Raw genomic sequence first — 18,285 nt, forward strand, 5'->3', positions numbered from 1 at the left:
AATATCTCCATGAATAAATAAAAAGTGAGGGATATATAATGCAGCGCTTAAATACGATTGATATTAGTAATGTAATTGAATTAGAAAAAGCTCTTTCGACTTTATTAAATGAAGTGATTTCCTCAAAACAAGACCTTGAAAATTGGTTAAAAGAGCAATCTAAATTAATTTGGGAAATTGAAGAACAATTAAGATCACACTATATTGCCTTTCAATGTAATACAAATAATAAAGAAATAAAAGATACTTTTGAACATGATCAGCAGTTTATAAGACCTCTTTTAAAACGTTATCAACATTTATTTAATAATAAATACTTACAGTCACCTTTTCGAATGGAATTAGATTCTAAAGTATATGGTTTATTAGATGTGAAAATAAAAAATGCTCAAACGTTATTTTGCGAGGAAAATATAGAATTAGAAATTAAAGAAGACAAATTAGTAACAGAGTACTTTGAAATTACAGGAGGGTTAAGTGGAATTTGGGATGGCGAAGAAAAAACAATTACGGAATTACAATCATATTTACAAGATCCAAATCGTGATATCCGTAAAAAGGCAAAAACAATTATTTCTGAACAGTTTTTATCTGTTGAAAAAGAACTTCAAAACATACTAAATCAATTAATTGAAATTCGCCATCAAAAGGCAAAAAACATTCAAGTAGAGAATTATCGTGATTATATGTTCAAAAAATATGAGCGTTTTGATTATACAGCAGCAGATTGCTATGAACTTGCTGAATCAATACGTAAATACGTTGTGCCACTTAAAGATAAAATATTACAAGAGAAAAAAGAGAAACTACAAGTGGATACGCTTCGTCCATGGGATGTAACAGCTGTAGCCCCTGATCAAAAAGTACTTAAACCTATTACAAATGAAAATGATTTAATTGAAAAAAGCACTCGCATATTCAATAAACTAGATGTTGAATTTTCAGCACTTTTAAACCGAATGCATGAACATGATTGTCTCGATTTAATAAGCCGCAAAGGAAAAGCATCTGGTGGATTTTGTGAGTACTTACCTACTTCTCAATTATCTTATATTTTTATGAACCTTAACTATACGCAAGATGATATTGTTACTTTCATACATGAAATGGGTCATAGCATTCATAACGAACTCATCAAACCATTAGATTTACGACAATATATAGAAATTCCCGCTGAAACAGCTGAACTAGCTAGTATGACAATGGAATTATTCTCAATTGATTACTGGGATACTTTCTATACAAACAAAACAGATTTAAAACAAGCGAAAATCAACTTCTTTAAAGATGTTATTTCATATTTACCTGTTATGCTTATCGTAGATCAATTTCAACACTGGCTTTATGAAAATCCGAATCATACTTCTGGAGAAAGAAATGAAAAATACTTACAACTTCAAAAAATTTATCAGTCTAGCGTCATACATATTGATGGTTACGAAAACTGGATAGCAACGAGTTGGTTACCTGTTCTGCATATTTTTGAAGTGCCATTCTATTATATCGAATATGCTATCGCCCAGCTTGGTGCGCTACAAATGTATAAACAATATAAAGAAAATCCTAAACAAACTCTAACAAATTATAAAAAATCTCTATCGCTAGGCAGCTCAAAATCCATAATAGAAGTATATGAGACAGCTGGCATTCGTTTTGATTTTTCAGGTGAAACAATTAAAGAACTAATGGCATTTGTAGAAAAAGAATTGCAATTACTTGAACAAATATAAGAAAAAAGCTGTGCCTATATTTTAGGTGCAGCTTTTTTCTTTATTTTATTAATCAATTCTATGTACTGAAAATCTCCATATCCGATTGTTGGAAAAAGATGGAATAACTTTGTTAATAATTTTTGCGTTGATAAATTTTTATTTTCGGAAATGAATTTTATTACATCATTATCTTCTTTTAACATTTCTAAATATAAGTTTACAGCCTGATACATTACTGGAAGTAACTCTACAGATTGTTTCCTATGATTCACCAATACTTCTGTATATACAGAGTGATAGCTTCCTAGCTTCATTTCAATTTGACTGACTTTGAATTCATCCTCTTTGAAGCTATTTAAAACCACTCTTCCCTCATATCCTGACTGTTCAAGGTATGAAAGTATTGTAAGTAGGTTCATTTGACAAAACATATCTTCATCAAACCATAAGACAATACATTCATATTTGTTCTTAAAAAGATTATTTAATGGATCTATAACTTTTTTTATATAATCCTCAACTGAACTATTATGCCCCGTTGCTCTTGTTTTAATAAATTCTTCATCAAAAACTTGTGTAGTAACGAGATTTACACACATCGCTTCGTTAAATGGTGCATAATCAGACTCACCCATTAGCTTTTCATTTTTAAACTCTTCATACATCATTTGACCGTTTAATATGTGAAGTACATCTTTATCAAACAGCTCACTCTTCGTATTTCGTAACTGCTCAACCTCTACTTTTCTAGAAATATTCATTTTACACTCCCCTTCTATATTGAGTTTAACAAATGATTGAATAGGCATTTTGTTTAGTTGAAATTCTCTTGGATATATTCCAAAAACATTTTTAAAAGCTCTACTCTATCAATTTTAAAGGATTTCAAAAATTAAAACACGAATTTTGTAAGTTAAGAGATTATTAGTTTTCCAATTGAAAATTTATGCTTAGAAAGGAAGTTACAATGAACGAGTTAGAAAAAGAGATACTCCACTTAATAAATGAACAATATCCATTGAATTTTATTAACATTAAATCCATAACGAACGAAATGTATCAATGTCTCGCGGAAGAAGGTACTTACTTCATTAGAATTACAAACTATAAAACGTATAAAGAACAGTTAGAAGAAGTTACATTTACAAATTTTTTATATCAAAATGGCTTAGGTGTTCCTCCCGTAATACCTTCACTAACTGGGAATTCAGTTGAGAAATTAACATTAGACAAGGAGATTTTTGCCGTAGTATATAAAGCTGCTCCTGGCATACATTTACCAAGAAGTGAATGGAATGCTAATGTATTTAAAAAACTTGGTCAACAGATTGGTAAATTGCATCGTATATCTAACAATTTTGAAAATACCGAGCCAGTAAAACATATTAACGATTGGTATGAAAATGAAGAATATAATTTTCTTAAGTATATTCCTAAAGAAGAGACTATTATTAGAGAAATTGCATCTGATGTTTTATCTTCCATAAAAAATCTACCAAAAACAGCTACGAACTACGGCCTGATCCATGGGGATTTATGGCTAGAAAACGTTTTAGTTGATAATGATTTAAACTTAACAATGATTGATTTTCAAGACTGTGAAAAACATTTTTACATATTCGATTTAGCAGTTCCTATTTATAGTGCGATAGAATACTCATTTACTGGAAATAGGAATATTGTTGACTATGAGAATTCAATTACAAAAGCAATACTTGATGGGTATCAAGAAGAAAATGAATTACCTAAAGAAATGATAGACAAGCTTCCTTTGTTTATAAAATTAAAGGAGATATTTGAATATAGTTTAATGCATATGTATTGGAATAAAGAAGAATTAACTGAGGAACAAGTACGGATAATGAATCTTTATAGAATGAAACTTGAAAATAAGTATCCCTGTATCAATATTTAAAATGGATGTTGTTTAACTACATTATGACTATCGTTAAACAACATCGTATATTAGTCTACTAAGTGGTATCGTTTAATTACACATATTCACAAAAAACTTACCACTTTCTATCCTAAATAGAAAGTGGTAGATTTAATTGTTTAGGAATATCAGAATAAAAGTCTGGTGTATGCAAGACAGTAAATGAATATCCCTGTTGAATAAACGATACTTCATTACGCTTACATTCAAACGGAACACTATTTTTCTTAAAATTATTTTGGATTCGTTGTAAAAATGCTTCATCTGGTGTTCCGAAAGAAACGTGTATTTTCGGTGGTAAAGCTTTCATCGCAATTGGAATCCAAGGTCGCTGCCACCAAGTCGCAACGATGTATGCAGTGCCACCTATAACAAAGTTGAAAATGTCCCCATCTTCCATCGTTTTCATATCTAGATTTGATTTCAACCATTCCGTAAATATAGGTACACTTTTAACGGGAAGACCGATTTCCCTTACGTATAAAATATTTAACGGTGAATGCGGTACTAATACATCTTCTTTAACATAGTTATGTGCGATAATTTCGAGAAGATTTCCATCACCGTCTTTAAAGTATAAATTGAATAGGCCGTTCTCCTCACCAATTGTATTTCCATCTTTCCACTTCACAATGAGTAGTCCAGATCCTTCAAGCCATCTTGCTGTTTCATGAAATTTTGAGTATGGAATCTCAAATGCGAAATGCGCAGGTGCAATTGGTTCATATGCTTCCTGAAAACTAATTGTTGTGTATGGTGTTACTTCAAATTGAATAAATGATGCTGTTTCTTTTTTTATTGGAAAAGATAATATATCTCCGTATACTTGTTTTACTCCTTTTATAGAAACAGTTTGTAGTTTAATATCTGAAATGTGTGTAATCATTTTACATCCCCCTATATACTATCTACTCGTATTTTATTACAATTACAAATAGATAAAATCAAACGGAAGGATTGATTTTTTATATTGAAACTACAACTTTAGTATGAGTAGGTTAGCTCCAATTACCTTTTATTTCTGCTATAACAACTTCTGGTTTATCCCAGTGTAACAAGTGTGTAGTGTCAGGTACTATTTTTACTATACTGTTCGTTTTTTCTTTAAAAATATTTACTGTCTTATCTCGATAATCCGTCCAAATTTGCGGAACTGTAGCTCGAAGTAAAACAATATTAGATGGTAACTTCTCATATATATCAATTGTTTCATCTTTATGCATACCTCTTATTATACCACTAGCTGTTGTCCCCCTCGCATGCCAACATACTTTATTATCCAGTTCAACCCCAAGATCTTTTACTGCAAGTTCTAATAATGGAGACCATCTAGTATAAGCTTCTTTTTCACTTTTGAAAAACTCATCCCAATTATTAAAAACGTATTCATCAAAGTCTTTTTCGTAATAAGCAATTTCCTCTTGAAGCGTTTCTTCTTTAAGCCTTTTCGTTTGATACCCTCCATCAATTAAAATGCTTCCTAATACCTTTTCTGGATTATTCAATAAATAAAATAGCGCTACAAAACTTCCCCATGAATGTGATAGAAAATAGAAATGTGCGATTCTCAGTTCATTTATTATTTCATTTAACCAATTTGCTAAATTCTGCATCTCATAATCTTCTGTTCTTTCTAAAGGTGGTGTTTTACCATGCCCAGGTGCATCAATGGAGATGAATCTATACTCTTCTTTTAATTCTTCAGCGATCTCTATAAAACTTAAACTCGTACTTCCTAATCCATGTAAACAAAAGATAACGGGCTTGTCATTTTTTCCCCATTCAGTAATATGTACGTTTATTTTTTCGTTGTTAATATAGTAGCGTTTCAAAACAATTATCCTCCATATTTCGTTTTTTTGATTTATCACTTTACTTATTTCTATTATTTTCAAGTTTTTCCTGCATTCTTTCTCACACAAAAAGCTGCTTTTCTTTTAAAGGAAAGCAGCTTTTACGCTAAAATATATTATGATTTGACAGCAATAATCATAAACCTTTTCGAATTCATTCGAATAGAAACTACTTTTAGTAGTTTCTAGATCGTAACTGCTGATTGCAGGAAAAATCATTTATGATTGATATAGCTTTGTACGTTGTTTTACTTGATTAAAATAAAATCCTACAAGCTGAAGGCACTTTCCTCTTTTTTAATAAATTCCGGAAGCCACTCTCCATGTGCCTCTATTAAATCATCACAAAGGGAAACAATATCATCCAATGACAATTCGGCGGCCGTGTGGGGATCTAGCATCGCCGCCTGGTAAATATATTCTCGTTTACGTGTAATGGCGGCTTCAATGGTTAGCAGCTGCGTATTAATATTAGTACGGTTTAATGCAGCAAGCTGCTCAGGTAGATCTCCAACATACGTTGGAGTTATGCCACTTCGATCCGCTATACACGTAACTTCCACACAGGCTTTTTCAGGTAAGTTGCTAATCAATCTTCCGGTATTTAGTATATTCCCATTAAATTTAAATGGGATATTCGTTTCAATGGCTTCAATGATACATGAACCATATTCTTGTGAGCGTACATGGTCTAATGCCTTATTATTGACTAATTCCTCCCGCATGTTTTCCCACCTTTTGATTTGCTGTTCACAACGGCGCAGATATTCATCAAGGGGAATATTGTATTTTTCGATTAACTCCGGATATCTAGATTTGATAAAGTACGGATGATACTCGGCGTTATGCTCAGATGATTCGGTCACATAATATCCAAACTTATCCATCAATTCAAATCTCACCATGTCATGATGTTTTGTTTTTTGCTTTTCTCTTGCCCTTCTTTTAATTTCTGGATAGAGATTCTCACCATTTCTTGTTACTTCCAATAGCCATGCCATATGGTTAATTCCTGCAATCTTTTCTTGAACACCTTCAGAATCCATGCCCAATGATTTGAATAGTTCGCTTGTACAACTTTGAACGCTGTGACATAGGCCCACTGTTTTAATTGCTGTAAAACGATTCATCACGCCTGTTAATACCGCCATAGGATTGGTATAATTTAGAAAGAGGGCATTAGGACAAACCTCTTCCATGTCCTTTGCAAAATCTAGCAGCACAGGAATGGTTCGGAGATTACGAAAGATACCGCCTATCCCTACCGTGTCAGCAATCGTCTGCTGTAAACCATATTTCTTAGGAATTTCAAAATCAATTACTGTGCTTGGCTTATAACCACCCACTTGAATAGCATTAATGACGTATTTTGCGTCCTTAAGCGCTTCCTTTCGATCTAAATAGGCTTTAATTTGAATATTTTTATTCAAGTTTTCTTTCAAGTTGGTCAACATATTCTCAGAATCTTTTAACCTTTGCACATCAATGTCATATAGTGCGAATTCAAATCCCTCTAACGCTGGCACAAGCATACAATCACCAAGAATATTTTTCGCAAATACCGTGCTACCCGCACCTATAAATGTAATTTTCGACATTTTTTTCCTCCTCATGAACCATTTTAATTTATTATTTATCGCAACTAGGAACGACTTTTTAGAATAAAAATCCTTGAAAAAAATCGTCTCATTACAGTGTTCCTAAAAACAGTTTGTTCTAGTTGAATACCAGCATTCATTATTATGAAGCCATAATCCGATTTAGGACTTTCTAAAAATTAGAACTCCAGATTTCTCTGTCTCCATCTTATGTAACCCTTTGGATAGATTGGTTTTATGTTTTCGGATTAATTTTCCAGTACAGCTGTATGTCTCAATTGTTATATTTATAAGATCTTTTTCTAAATCTAGGATGAACTCCTCGTTTAAAGTGCCATTTACAATAATAAATTCCTCGGGAATATTGGTACCAGTCTTAATACAAACATCTGCGTAAATGGCGATTAGTTTGGTTGAGTCATTCACAGTTTCTACTATCGGGTAAAGTAATTCTGGTGCAGTAGGCTTTAAATCACCATTCAATAAAACGTCTTGGTATTTTTTCGAAAACCCTAGCCAAAACTTTGCCATTTCAAAATGATCTTTATTTAATTTTTCAAAACGCATGGAAAATTGCGGTACACCAAAAATAACATTGATTAATTGCAGTGCTGCATTTTCAGTCGTATCTTCTGGACTCCACATAATCATATCGGAATGAACAGCAGTGTCTCCTGATAGCAAGCGTAGATCCATAATACCAACACGGTTTGTAATTGCATCATTCGGGCAATCTCCTACCCTAAAAATATTTCCATATTTCCTCATATAAGGTCCGATATATCTTTGTCTAAATTCAACCATAATGGATGGCTTAATTAATTTTAAACTTTCCATAATATCAGTAAATAGACAATCCACCGCTTCCTGTACGGATTCATAATCCCGTTCTGGATCAAATTGAATTGCTCGGCCCTCCGCTCGATTTAAATCGAATAAATCAATAAAATCAAATTTAAATCCGTCTAGATTCCACTCTTTCAGAGCTTTTTCGTAAGTAGATATCAAATATTCCCTGACTTCTGGGTAACGTGGATCCAAAACTCCTGCCTGGAGATTATCATTGAAATATAAAATTTTACTTCGGAAGCGCTCCCACGCCTTTGAATAGATTCCTACAAATGGTACACTATACCACAATAAATATTTCATCCCCAAATCATGTACTCTCTCAACATGTTCCCTCATGCCCACGATTCTTTTAGGAGACACTTCCCAATCTCCACAATAAGCATAACCACGATGATCATCTTCTGTCTGCCAGCCATCGTCAACAATAACAGCCCCACACCCTAACTGTTTCGCAATCTCACATTGTTTCTCGATTTCATCATCAGATATGTCCTGATGGAAGCTATACCATGTCGAATACATAGGAAGTTTCGCAGTTTTCGGAACAAAGGATGGCCCATATCCATCCATTCCCTCATACCACACGGAAATATCTTGGATTGCTTGATAATAAGGAATATCCCTCATATCGACTCGAATCACTCCATCATAGGATGATCGAACTTTAGATGGCTCTGTAAATAATGTGATTTGCGCTTTCATCGTTCCAGTTTCTTCATGGACGCCCAAATTAAAATTAACAGTATCCATCGCATTGGAATATGCTACAGCCAGCCTGTTTTGTCCTTCTTGATTATAGAAACAGCCAACCGGGGCTAATACTGTTGCTTTAGAAGAAAAACCTCCATCCCAATCCACACCTAAACTTTTACTACGGGAGGATCCTGGATGCCAATATGATTGAATATCAACAATTGGGTGATGCCAAACTAAATTAACTTTTGGGAATTCAATGGGTTGTTCTGATCCTATATGGATATGAACAAATAAAACTCCATTTTCTTCTCTTTGTTCAATTTTGACTTTGACACTATCTTCATGAACGGCCTCAATGTTTACCTTTTGTGTGATCATAGCCTCTCCTCCTCTTTTTTTTTTTTAGAATATTGAATTATAGAGCTACACCTTTTAAGCGAGCAAAAATATTTTTTGTAAACAATACGATGACTAGTGCAATACCACTACCACCAAACATGAAAAATAGACCTGGATATATTAAAAAAAGAAGTGACATCAAAATGAGAGTGATGATGATCAAGATCGTTTTTATCGGATTTGCTATGCCTATAAATGTGGCATATTTAAAATAATGAAATGTTTTTACTTCAAAATGATTAAATGTCTGAATAATATAGAGTAAATTCACTACATAAAATAAAAGCATTGACAAACTCATTAGGGAAAGAACCCTACTTACCAAGGTGTCATACATTTGAAAAAAATAAAGATCCGTCATAAGTATCGAACCTATTAAAACGATGAAAAACCCCATTTTGTTCGATTTTTTAAAATTAGATTGATAGGAATTCCAAAAAGTTGCTACCATTTTTGTATCCTTTTTGTTAATCAAATCCATTATTAATTGGAACATAGCAACAGTCGATGGGAATAATCCAAACACTCCAAAACCAATCAATGTAAATCCAATCCACAATAAATTAAGGAATAACAATTTCATGACCCATTCTAATAAATGATAAATCCTTGCGATCACGGCCCACTTCCTCCTTTCTGTCTTCCTTGATCAGGTAGGAAATAAACATTATTTGATACCTGTATTTTGAACACCATCCAGGATAAAGCGCTGTGCTACAAAAAATACTATAATGGGAGGAATACAAATTAATAGAGTCGAAGCCATGATAGAAGTCATATCTACTCCAAACATCCCTTTGAATTGCATGAGTCCCAACGTTAAAGTGTATTTACTTTGATCGTTCAGAAAAATTAATGGTCCTAAATAATCATTCCATGAGCCTAACATTTGAAACACACCGACAACCACCAATACTGGAGCCATTAACGGAATGAATATCCGATAAAAAATTTGAAAATGGTTCGCCCCGTCTATGAGCGCTGCTTCTTCCATTTCTTTAGGAACTCCTAATAAAAATTGGCGAAGTAAAAAAATGAAATAGGGTGATCCGAAAAAGGTAGGAACAATCAGTGGTTTTAGAGTATTAATCCAGCCCAACTGATTAAATTCCATATATAAGGGAATTGCAGTTACATCCCAGGGAATCATCATTCCTGTTAGTAAAATTAGAAAAAGAACGTCCCTTCCTTTAAAGTTGAATCTGGCAAATCCATAAGCTACTAAAGAAGATGATAATAGTTGTCCGATGATTCCTAATCCTGTAACAATCAAAGAATTTTTCAGAAATGTTGTAAAAGGTAAAACTGTCCAGGCTGTATAAAAATTACTAAATTCAAACTGAGACGGAATTAGTTTCGGAGGAAATACAAATGTCTCAGCAGGGGTTTTTACAGCTGTAATGAACATCCAAAGAAATGGTGCGATAAAAAATAAACAAAAAATAATCAGTATTGTATGTACAATGACCTTCGTTGTTATACTTCTCATAATCATCATATTCCTCCTTTCCTATTTTTGTTTCTTTTTCATTTCATTTTCATAGTAAACCCAAGTATTAGATGTTTTGAAAACCAGTAATGTCAGAGCCAAAATAATTAAGAACATAAACCAAGCATTTGCGGATGCATAACCCATTTTAAAATACTTGAAAGCATTTTCATAAACATACATCGCATAGAAATACGTCTTTCTTAAAGGTCCTCCACCTGTTAGAACAAGCGCGAGTGTTAACTGTTGAAATGCTGAAATGATAGCAGTAATGACATTAAACAGAATGGTCGGACTCAGCATCGGAAGTGTTATTTTACTGAACTTGTGCCATTTACTTGCACCATCTATATCTGCAGCTTCATATAGGTCTTTCGGTATATTTTTTAAACCGGCTAAGAATATCAGCATCATAGTCCCTTGCCCCCAAATACCTGCAAACACGATTGCAAAAAGTGACCAGGTTGGATCATTTAGCCAGTTTGGTCCATTAATGCCTATTAATGATAGTAGATAGTTTAGTAAACCGTATTCTCCGTCGTACATCCATGACCAAATCATTGAAAGGGCTACTCCCGAAACAACCGTAGGAAGATAGAATATCGTTCTATAGCCTGAAAGCCATTTTACTTTTTGATTTAATAATATAGCTAGCAAGAGAGCAATACCGATGTTTAACGGTACTAAAATAGCAGCAAACTTAAAGGTAACTCCTAAAGATTGCCAAAACACTGGGTCATTTGTAAACATATCAACATAATTTTTGAAACCAATAAACGTTGGGGTTCCAACAGTAGGCCAATCAAAAAAGCTTATGATAAGAGAAAAAATCAAGGGTCCGAACGTAAAACAGATGAAACCAATGATCCAAGGAGAAATGAATAGATAGGGAGTAAGGTCTCCCCATCTAATCTTTGATAGAATGGATATGGGTCGTTCGGGAACCGTTTGAGTTATTTTATTTTCAGTTTTTATAATCATGAAATGATCCCCTTCTTTCTCTTAAACTATTTTTTCAATGCAGGCTCTGTCAATTTAACCGCTTCATTCAAGGCTTTATCTGCTGAATTTTGCCCTAATAATACACTGCTAATTGCATAATCTAGTTTTTTGTCAACTTCTGTCCATTTGTTTGTAAGTAAAAATCCTGGAGTATCTGATGATCTTTCAAGCATAGTATAGAATGTACTTAATAACTGATCATTTTTATGACTTTGTTCGGAAACCACACTCTTAAGTACTGGCATATCAGTCTTTCTCATTTCTGCTGCTTCTGCTGATACAAAGTATTTGATAAATTTCCAAGCTAGGTCTTTTTCTTTAGAGTCTTTGGCCATTGCAATTCCTGCAGAATGGATAACACCCTTTGAAGGTTGTCCATGAAAGGATGGAATTTCTGCAGTTCCAAAATCCATGCCAGCCTTTTTAAAATCTTCTAAAGGCCAAATGCCGTTCTCGATCATAGCGATTTTCCCTGATTTGAAACTTTCAGTGACTTTATCAGACACAATAGCACTATTTTCATCAATCATATGTTGAAAGCCATTAAGGATTTCTTGTGTTTTTGAACTATTCATATATCCATCTACCTTTTTGCCATCAGGACTAATGAAACTACTCCCATTACTCCATACATATTCTTGGAATGCATATGAATTTTTTTTGGAAGAGAGAACAAACCCATATTGTTTCTTTTCAGGATTGGATAACTTTTTCGCCGCATCACTGAACTGCTCCCAAGTCCAACCAGAAGTCGGAAGAGGTACCCCTGCTTCTTGGAAAAGTTTTTTATTGTAGTAAATGACGCGAGTGGTAAAACCAACTGGAAATCCATAGGTAGTATTTTTAAATTTGTGATAATTTAGAATATTCGTATAAAAATCATCGAAAGTAGTTTTAAAACTACTGTCTTTATTTACGTAGTCATCAAGTGGCTCCAGTGATTTATAGTAATCTGGATAATTCCACATATACATAACATCAGGGGGATTTTTTGCTCCGAAAGAAGCAGCCAGCTTATCCTCAAACCCGTCAGCATATGCTTCAACTTGCACTTTCACTCCTGGATTCGCCTTTTCAAACTTTTTCGCAATATCTTGTTGGTATTTGAGACTCTCTCCAGTATCCCATGTAGCAAAGCGTAATACTTTCTCCCCACTTTTACCTTGGCTAGAAGATTTCTCACTGTTCCCGCAAGCAGAAAGCAGCATTGCAAAAGAAATAGCTAAAATTAATAGTAACGATATTCTTTTTTTCAACATATATCCCCCTATCATTTTTTGAAGATCAATTTTGTCTTTTGTAAAACAATCTTTAGACCTAAATTTAAGAATGCGCTTTCATTCCTTCTTAAAAATTTTTTAAATCCCCTCACCTCCACAACTTTTTCTAATAATCAAACTAGTCGGAACCACCACTTTTAATGGCAGTGTTCTCCCATCAATGCGTTCAACTAGAAGATTTACTGCTACTTTCCCCATCTCCTCGGTATGAACTTTTACAGTGGATAATGGAGGAGTAACAAATTCGCATAATTCAATCCCATCAAATCCAAAGATTGCGATATCATCAGGAACTTTTAATCCTGAATCCGTTAAAGCTTTCAAAGCACCAATGGCCATAGGGTCACTTCCAATGAAAAAGGCGGTAGGGAGATTCCCTGAATGGATCGCTTCCTCCATTAGCGTTAAGCCATCTTTTGTTGTCCATTTTCCAATATAAGTATATTCCGGGTTATATAATCCCTGTTCCGTTAGCATTTTTTCATATGTTCTTTTTCGTACATCATGAATCTCTAATTTTCCAGATAATCCACCAACGGTATATGATTGACCACCAATATAGCCTATTTTTTTGTGTCCTAAATCCAATAAGTATTGAATAACCTTTTCAGTAGCTTTTTCAGAATCTATCACCACTGAATCATATAGTTGTTCGTCAGGAGATACATCGACAAACACTAAATGTTGTACTTGCTTTACTTGATTTTCCACCTCTTCTTGACCTATGACTCCTACTACTATTAATCCATCCAATCCTTCTAGATCCTTTTTATTGAAAGGAGGTCTCAACACTTTCGATAGTTCAATTCCCAATTCAATCATCCTCTTTTCAATTCCATTACGAATGGCCAAAAAATATGGATCATCAAATTCCGATTCTTGAGAAAGATACATCAAAAGCCCAATTTTTCCGTACTGCTTAGGATTGGTAATTTTTTTTTCTATATTTCGTTGCTTTTTAGGTATGTAATCTAACTCTTCTGCAGCCTGAAGGATTTTTTTCCGAGTCTCTTCTGTAACGGATAAAGTTTGATCCTCATTTAATACTCTTGATACAGTCGTTTTTGATATCTGTGCCTTTTTGGCAATTTCATTTAATGTTACCAATATGATTACCTCTTTTTCTATTTTTAGTAAATAAAAGTAATAATTTAGTGAATTTTTACTTAAATATAATATATCAGAGGTGAAAAGCGAGCGCAATATTAATTTTTATAATTTTCAATTTATTTTCCCTCCACTATTCACCCATATTGAGATTCAAGGATCCGAAGATTTTAATAACTATTAACATTCACTCATTTTTCATTACGATATAAAGAGCGAAAAAAATTCCATTAAATAAATCAATTAATTCAGTAAACTAAAATAAAAATTTACTGAAGAAGCATTCAGCCTCTTCAACTGTAATTGCATTAATCTCATTGCTATTCGGGTAGCGAGTGCCATCAAAGGAGTTAATAAAAATAATGAGTTTTGAGGGTAACACGGGTACGATGTAGCTTCATCTTCTGGTCTAATTGGTATGGAATTACAAGGAGCAATGGCCATATTCACCGTTAATTTAAAAAGAATCGTAAAACTTTTGGGTTAAGATAAGCAAAAAACAGTGTGGAAATTAAGAAAAGCCGACTATTCCTTCCAGAATTATGGATTGAAAGTCGGCTTTTTTATTTAATATAAGAACTTTTCATTGGTGATTTTTGGTTACCTAATTATATTAGATTGTGAAAGGATGTCCAAAATTCCGGCCTATTTTCAATGTAAACTTCAAGTAACCCCAAAATATACAATAAAAGTTGATAATCATATTTTAACGAATAATAAAAGCAACACAGATTAATTTTTAATTTTATATTAAGGGAGAGGCTTAATCATGTCTTTTACTACATTAAAAGATAAGCAAATCGTTATCGTTGGTGGGAGTTTTACTGCCCACAAATAGCTGGATAAATAATTTAATGAATATATCACAGTACTCATAAACTGTTTTTCTCCTTTATCGTTATTTTTATACTGTAATAATTGTATAACATATCAAACATTGAACCATTTTATTTTCCAATCTTTTAACTCTTTGTCTTAGTGTAAAATAACATGTGTAGGAAATAAAAACATTTAAAGGTCCAATTTCTTAATTTTCACATTAAGAAATTGGACCCTCTTTCATTACTTTGGAATATTCATAACACGTTATTACATTTATTATTAAGAATATACGCTTTATATTAACTGCTTCAGTTGAGCTAGTCTTTTTAATAAGACATAGACTAGTTAAATTTTACTTATTAAGCTCCAAACATTCATAAACCACCATCATATCTCGTTTATCCAATTCACGAATACGATTAAAAATAGGTATATCCTCAACAGCTTCCGTTCGTAAGCTTTCATCCACAACATCACTAACTTTTCCAATTAACCATGTTTGCACATCTATGCCCTCAACAATTTCTTTAAGCCCTTCATCATTGATACCACTTGCATTACAAGTTACACATGGAATTGTTAATTTAAACACGCCGTCATGTAGATTATCTTCTGTTATAACTTTCTTTCCTTTACAGAATGGGCATGGGTTACTTTTCTTAATTTTATTAATTTGGGTAACTATTTTTTTGTAACCAAATGCTTCATACACATATGTTAGTTTTTTATATTTACCATTTGTGAAATACTTATCTATAATGGTTTCTCTTGTTTCATACACATTAGGAAAATCACAAACAGTTATTTGATTATTAACGCTAATAGATTCTATATTTCCTTTTATTTCGTCCCAGAATGGTAAAACATTTTGTAACACCATTTCATAGTTTGAAAAGCTTGCCTGCTCTAATTCAAATATTTTTAGTGCAACTTGTAGTTTTCTTGGCAACAAAGAAACATCTTCTGTCAATTTCATATCGCCACCAACAATAGATTTTAATTTATGAAGTGCAGGTAAATCACCGACTATTTTCAACACTTCATCAACTGGTTGATTGATAATTTCACGAATATCGAAGTTATCAAATTTAAGTGGTTTATGATGATTTAATACTGTTCCCTCACAAATTGGACATACAACCATTTCTTTAGATTCTTTAATTTCTTCTTTAATGGCTGCTTTTGAAATAACGATATATCCCCCAATGATCGTATTAAATCCTACCCATGTTCTACGTGTCTTTCCTTTTTTATCATAAAATGATTTTTCAAAATATCCGTACCAAAATGTATGTTTTTCTTCTTCTGACATATCATTATAGCTCTTTGATAAATCGTGACCAAGTTCATTTTTAATTTCTTCAAATAGAAATTCTATTTTTTCATATTGATAAAATTTTAATACTTTCATGATTTCCGGATCGAATAGACCATCCCAAAATGGAACGTTTTTATTTTGAATTGTAATATCTTTATCGAAAACTTCAATTTGAAGGCGACCAGAGCAAGATGGACAATGATTGTCCTGCGAATAAAAATCAAAACTTCTCGTATCTTTATTAGTCGGATGAGCAGCTACAATATGATTAATTAGTCCACCGATCTCATATAAGAAACTATATTGACTATATAAATGTCTTTCAAGATCAATCGCTACAACCGGTGCAATTGTATCCGATTCATATTCACCATAAATTAAACGGGCCATTGATGATAAACTTTTTAAAATACCACCTTTATAAATATTTTCGGCATTTTTAAAATAGTTAATATGATTTTCTTTTAAATAGTGAACTCCTTTTTTCTGTTTAAGTATTGAAGAAATATGTATTTTCTCTGTGCTATTCACACTACTTTTTTGACGATAGTAATTCTCATGACTGACAACATCCAGATGCTCTACAGATTCATTCTGCCTTTTCCCGAAATCAACAATATAATCAGAGCTTTCTAACATGTAACTATTATGCTCAATCATAATGATAGAAACTGATTCATCTTGCAAAATCCCTCTAATACTATCTATAAATTGATTTAAAATATTTTGTGATAAACCTTTTGAAGGCTCATCAAAAATAAATAATGTATGTGGATTTCTTGTTTTTGCAAATAACTCAGAAACTAAATGAACACATTGAAACTCCCCTGTTGATAATGTTTGTGTTTTTCGTTCTAATGTTAAATAGCCAAGTCCTAATTTGATTAATAGGCTTAAACGTTTATACGCAATATCTTCACTTGGAATCTCATCAATAATATCCTCAATCGAGCGCTCAAAAATATCATCGATTTCTTCACTATATTTTGTCAGTTTCTTTTTAATATCAAGGAAAGTTGCAACGGTTGATCGACTTGTAATTGATTGGTTTCGATCCTGTCCTACCATAACTAGTTTATCTTTTTGATATCGTTTTAAGAAATCTGTAGCTATACATTCATTGACAAGTGTAGATTTCCCACATCCAGATTCTCCTGTAACAGTTACAAGCCTATTTTTAGGAATCTGAAACTCTGCTATTTGGATATTACGGCAATATAAATCATGGAATGTATAATAGTCTGTTGGTACTTCTTTGTTTCGATCCCAAATTATTGGTTTTGGTCTTGGTGATTCTTTTACGATTTTCCCACCATATTTTCCGCTACCAGGTCCGAAGAACAATTGCTCATCAGTTGTATCTAGTACTGTATCTGAATGATCAATAAGCCAAATTTGATTTTTACACCCTAATTGTTTAATCTCTTCTAATATTTGTAATAATGTTTCATGATCAAGTCCAACTGAAATCTCATCAATAATAATCACAGCATTTTCACTTACTGCCATGAATTCAGCCAAGTATAGTCTTGTTAACTCTCCACCTGACAACGTACCCATAATTCGATTTAATGTTAAATAACCAATGTTCATATTAATAATATTTTGCAAAATATGTTGTTTTGCTTCACTAATATTTAATTCTTTTGCTAATGAAAGAATAGATTCAATACTTAAATCATTAATATCTGAAATGGTATGTGGTTTAGCGAACAAGTCAATTACATGTTGTTCAATTTCGTCACTATAACGTTTTCCATTACATTTTTTACACTCAATATTTTTAGTAGTACCACGGCCTTTGCAGCCAGTACACCAGCCTAACTGATTATTAAACGAAAATACCTCAGGAGAAAGGTTGAATTCTTCAGCAAGTTTTTCACGAACCTCTGTAAAAATACCAGTATGAGTACCAATTGTTGAACGCGGATTAGATGAAATCGATGATTTTCCTAGAAAAAGTACTAAAGGCATTTCTTCCATCTTAATAGCACTAAAATTCGTTTCCATAATGTTAGGAAATAAATATTGATATTCAGCCTTTGGTAATAAAGAAACTAATCGTTTTTTTGATTCTTCGCCAATCGTTTGGCAAAGTGTAGTTTTACCAGATCCAGACAAACCAGCAATTCCAAACGATTTATTTGCCAATATTTCTGCATCCAATTTATTAATATTATTCGCAATTAATTGATTTACTTTCATACTAACCTCTATTCTT

The 18,285-nt window shown here is 32.7% G+C and carries 13 protein-coding genes; 2 read left to right on the forward strand and 11 right to left on the reverse strand.

Annotated features, from left to right (window positions below):
* Positions 1 to 38 precede the first annotated feature (38 nt).
* Positions 39 to 1,730, forward strand: coding sequence for a M3 family oligoendopeptidase (locus ACQKNI_RS04235; RefSeq protein ID WP_427282208.1), 1,692 nt, complete (start codon positions 39 to 41; stop codon positions 1,728 to 1,730).
* Positions 1,731 to 1,744: 14 nt separating this feature from the next.
* On the opposite strand, the gene ACQKNI_RS04240 is transcribed toward ACQKNI_RS04235, so the two are convergent.
* On the reverse strand, positions 1,745 to 2,551 hold the full coding sequence (locus ACQKNI_RS04240) for an AraC family transcriptional regulator (RefSeq protein WP_427282225.1): 807 nt from the start codon (positions 2,549 to 2,551) through the stop codon (positions 1,745 to 1,747).
* A 107-nt stretch (positions 2,552 to 2,658) separates the two neighbouring features.
* Between ACQKNI_RS04240 and ACQKNI_RS04245 the strand changes: the two genes are divergently transcribed.
* The gene (locus ACQKNI_RS04245) at positions 2,659 to 3,627 is read left to right on the forward strand and encodes a phosphotransferase enzyme family protein (RefSeq protein WP_427282209.1); all 969 of its coding nucleotides are present in this window, start codon (positions 2,659 to 2,661) and stop codon (positions 3,625 to 3,627) included.
* Between the two features lie 112 nt (positions 3,628 to 3,739).
* Here ACQKNI_RS04245 and ACQKNI_RS04250 read toward each other — a convergent pair whose 3' ends face one another.
* The 10 genes from ACQKNI_RS04250 to ACQKNI_RS04295 all read right to left on the reverse strand — a co-directional run bounded on the left by ACQKNI_RS04250 (position 3,740) and on the right by ACQKNI_RS04295 (position 18,269).
* Entirely contained in the window at positions 3,740 to 4,534 is a 795-nt protein-coding gene (locus tag ACQKNI_RS04250; RefSeq protein WP_427282210.1) for a VOC family protein, read from the reverse strand.
* A gap of 112 nt (positions 4,535 to 4,646) precedes the next feature.
* Positions 4,647 to 5,480 carry an alpha/beta fold hydrolase gene (locus tag ACQKNI_RS04255; protein WP_098357545.1) on the reverse strand — a complete coding sequence of 278 codons (834 nt, stop codon included), beginning with the start codon at positions 5,478 to 5,480 and terminating at the stop codon, positions 4,647 to 4,649.
* 290 nt (positions 5,481 to 5,770) lie between these two features.
* Positions 5,771 to 7,099, reverse strand: a complete 1,329-nt coding sequence (locus ACQKNI_RS04260; RefSeq protein WP_088229157.1) for an alpha-glucosidase/alpha-galactosidase — start codon at positions 7,097 to 7,099, stop codon at positions 5,771 to 5,773.
* Between the two features lie 162 nt (positions 7,100 to 7,261).
* Entirely contained in the window at positions 7,262 to 9,025 is a 1,764-nt protein-coding gene (locus ACQKNI_RS04265) for a glycoside hydrolase family 36 protein (protein WP_427282211.1), read from the reverse strand.
* A gap of 37 nt (positions 9,026 to 9,062) precedes the next feature.
* A complete protein-coding gene (locus tag ACQKNI_RS04270; RefSeq protein WP_098252123.1) occupies positions 9,063 to 9,665 on the reverse strand; it encodes a YesL family protein in 603 nt (200 codons plus the stop codon).
* A gap of 48 nt (positions 9,666 to 9,713) precedes the next feature.
* Positions 9,714 to 10,541, reverse strand: coding sequence for a carbohydrate ABC transporter permease (locus ACQKNI_RS04275; protein ID WP_088229154.1), 828 nt, complete (start codon positions 10,539 to 10,541; stop codon positions 9,714 to 9,716).
* A 15-nt stretch (positions 10,542 to 10,556) separates the two neighbouring features.
* Entirely contained in the window at positions 10,557 to 11,516 is a 960-nt protein-coding gene (locus tag ACQKNI_RS04280; RefSeq protein ID WP_088229153.1) for a carbohydrate ABC transporter permease, read from the reverse strand.
* Between the two features lie 26 nt (positions 11,517 to 11,542).
* Positions 11,543 to 12,793: an ABC transporter substrate-binding protein gene (locus ACQKNI_RS04285; protein ID WP_088229914.1), complete on the reverse strand. Its 1,251-nt coding sequence runs from the start codon at positions 12,791 to 12,793 to the stop codon at positions 11,543 to 11,545.
* Positions 12,794 to 12,895: 102 nt separating this feature from the next.
* On the reverse strand, positions 12,896 to 13,924 hold the full coding sequence (locus ACQKNI_RS04290; RefSeq protein ID WP_088229152.1) for a LacI family DNA-binding transcriptional regulator: 1,029 nt from the start codon (positions 13,922 to 13,924) through the stop codon (positions 12,896 to 12,898).
* A gap of 1,174 nt (positions 13,925 to 15,098) precedes the next feature.
* A complete protein-coding gene (locus ACQKNI_RS04295) occupies positions 15,099 to 18,269 on the reverse strand; it encodes an ATP-binding cassette domain-containing protein (protein WP_088229151.1) in 3,171 nt (1,056 codons plus the stop codon).
* Between the last annotated feature and the right edge of the window lie 16 nt (positions 18,270 to 18,285).

The sequence above is a fragment of the Bacillus sp. NPDC094064 genome (assembly GCF_050279585.1).
Lineage (GTDB): Bacteria > Bacillota > Bacilli > Bacillales > Bacillaceae_G > Bacillus_A.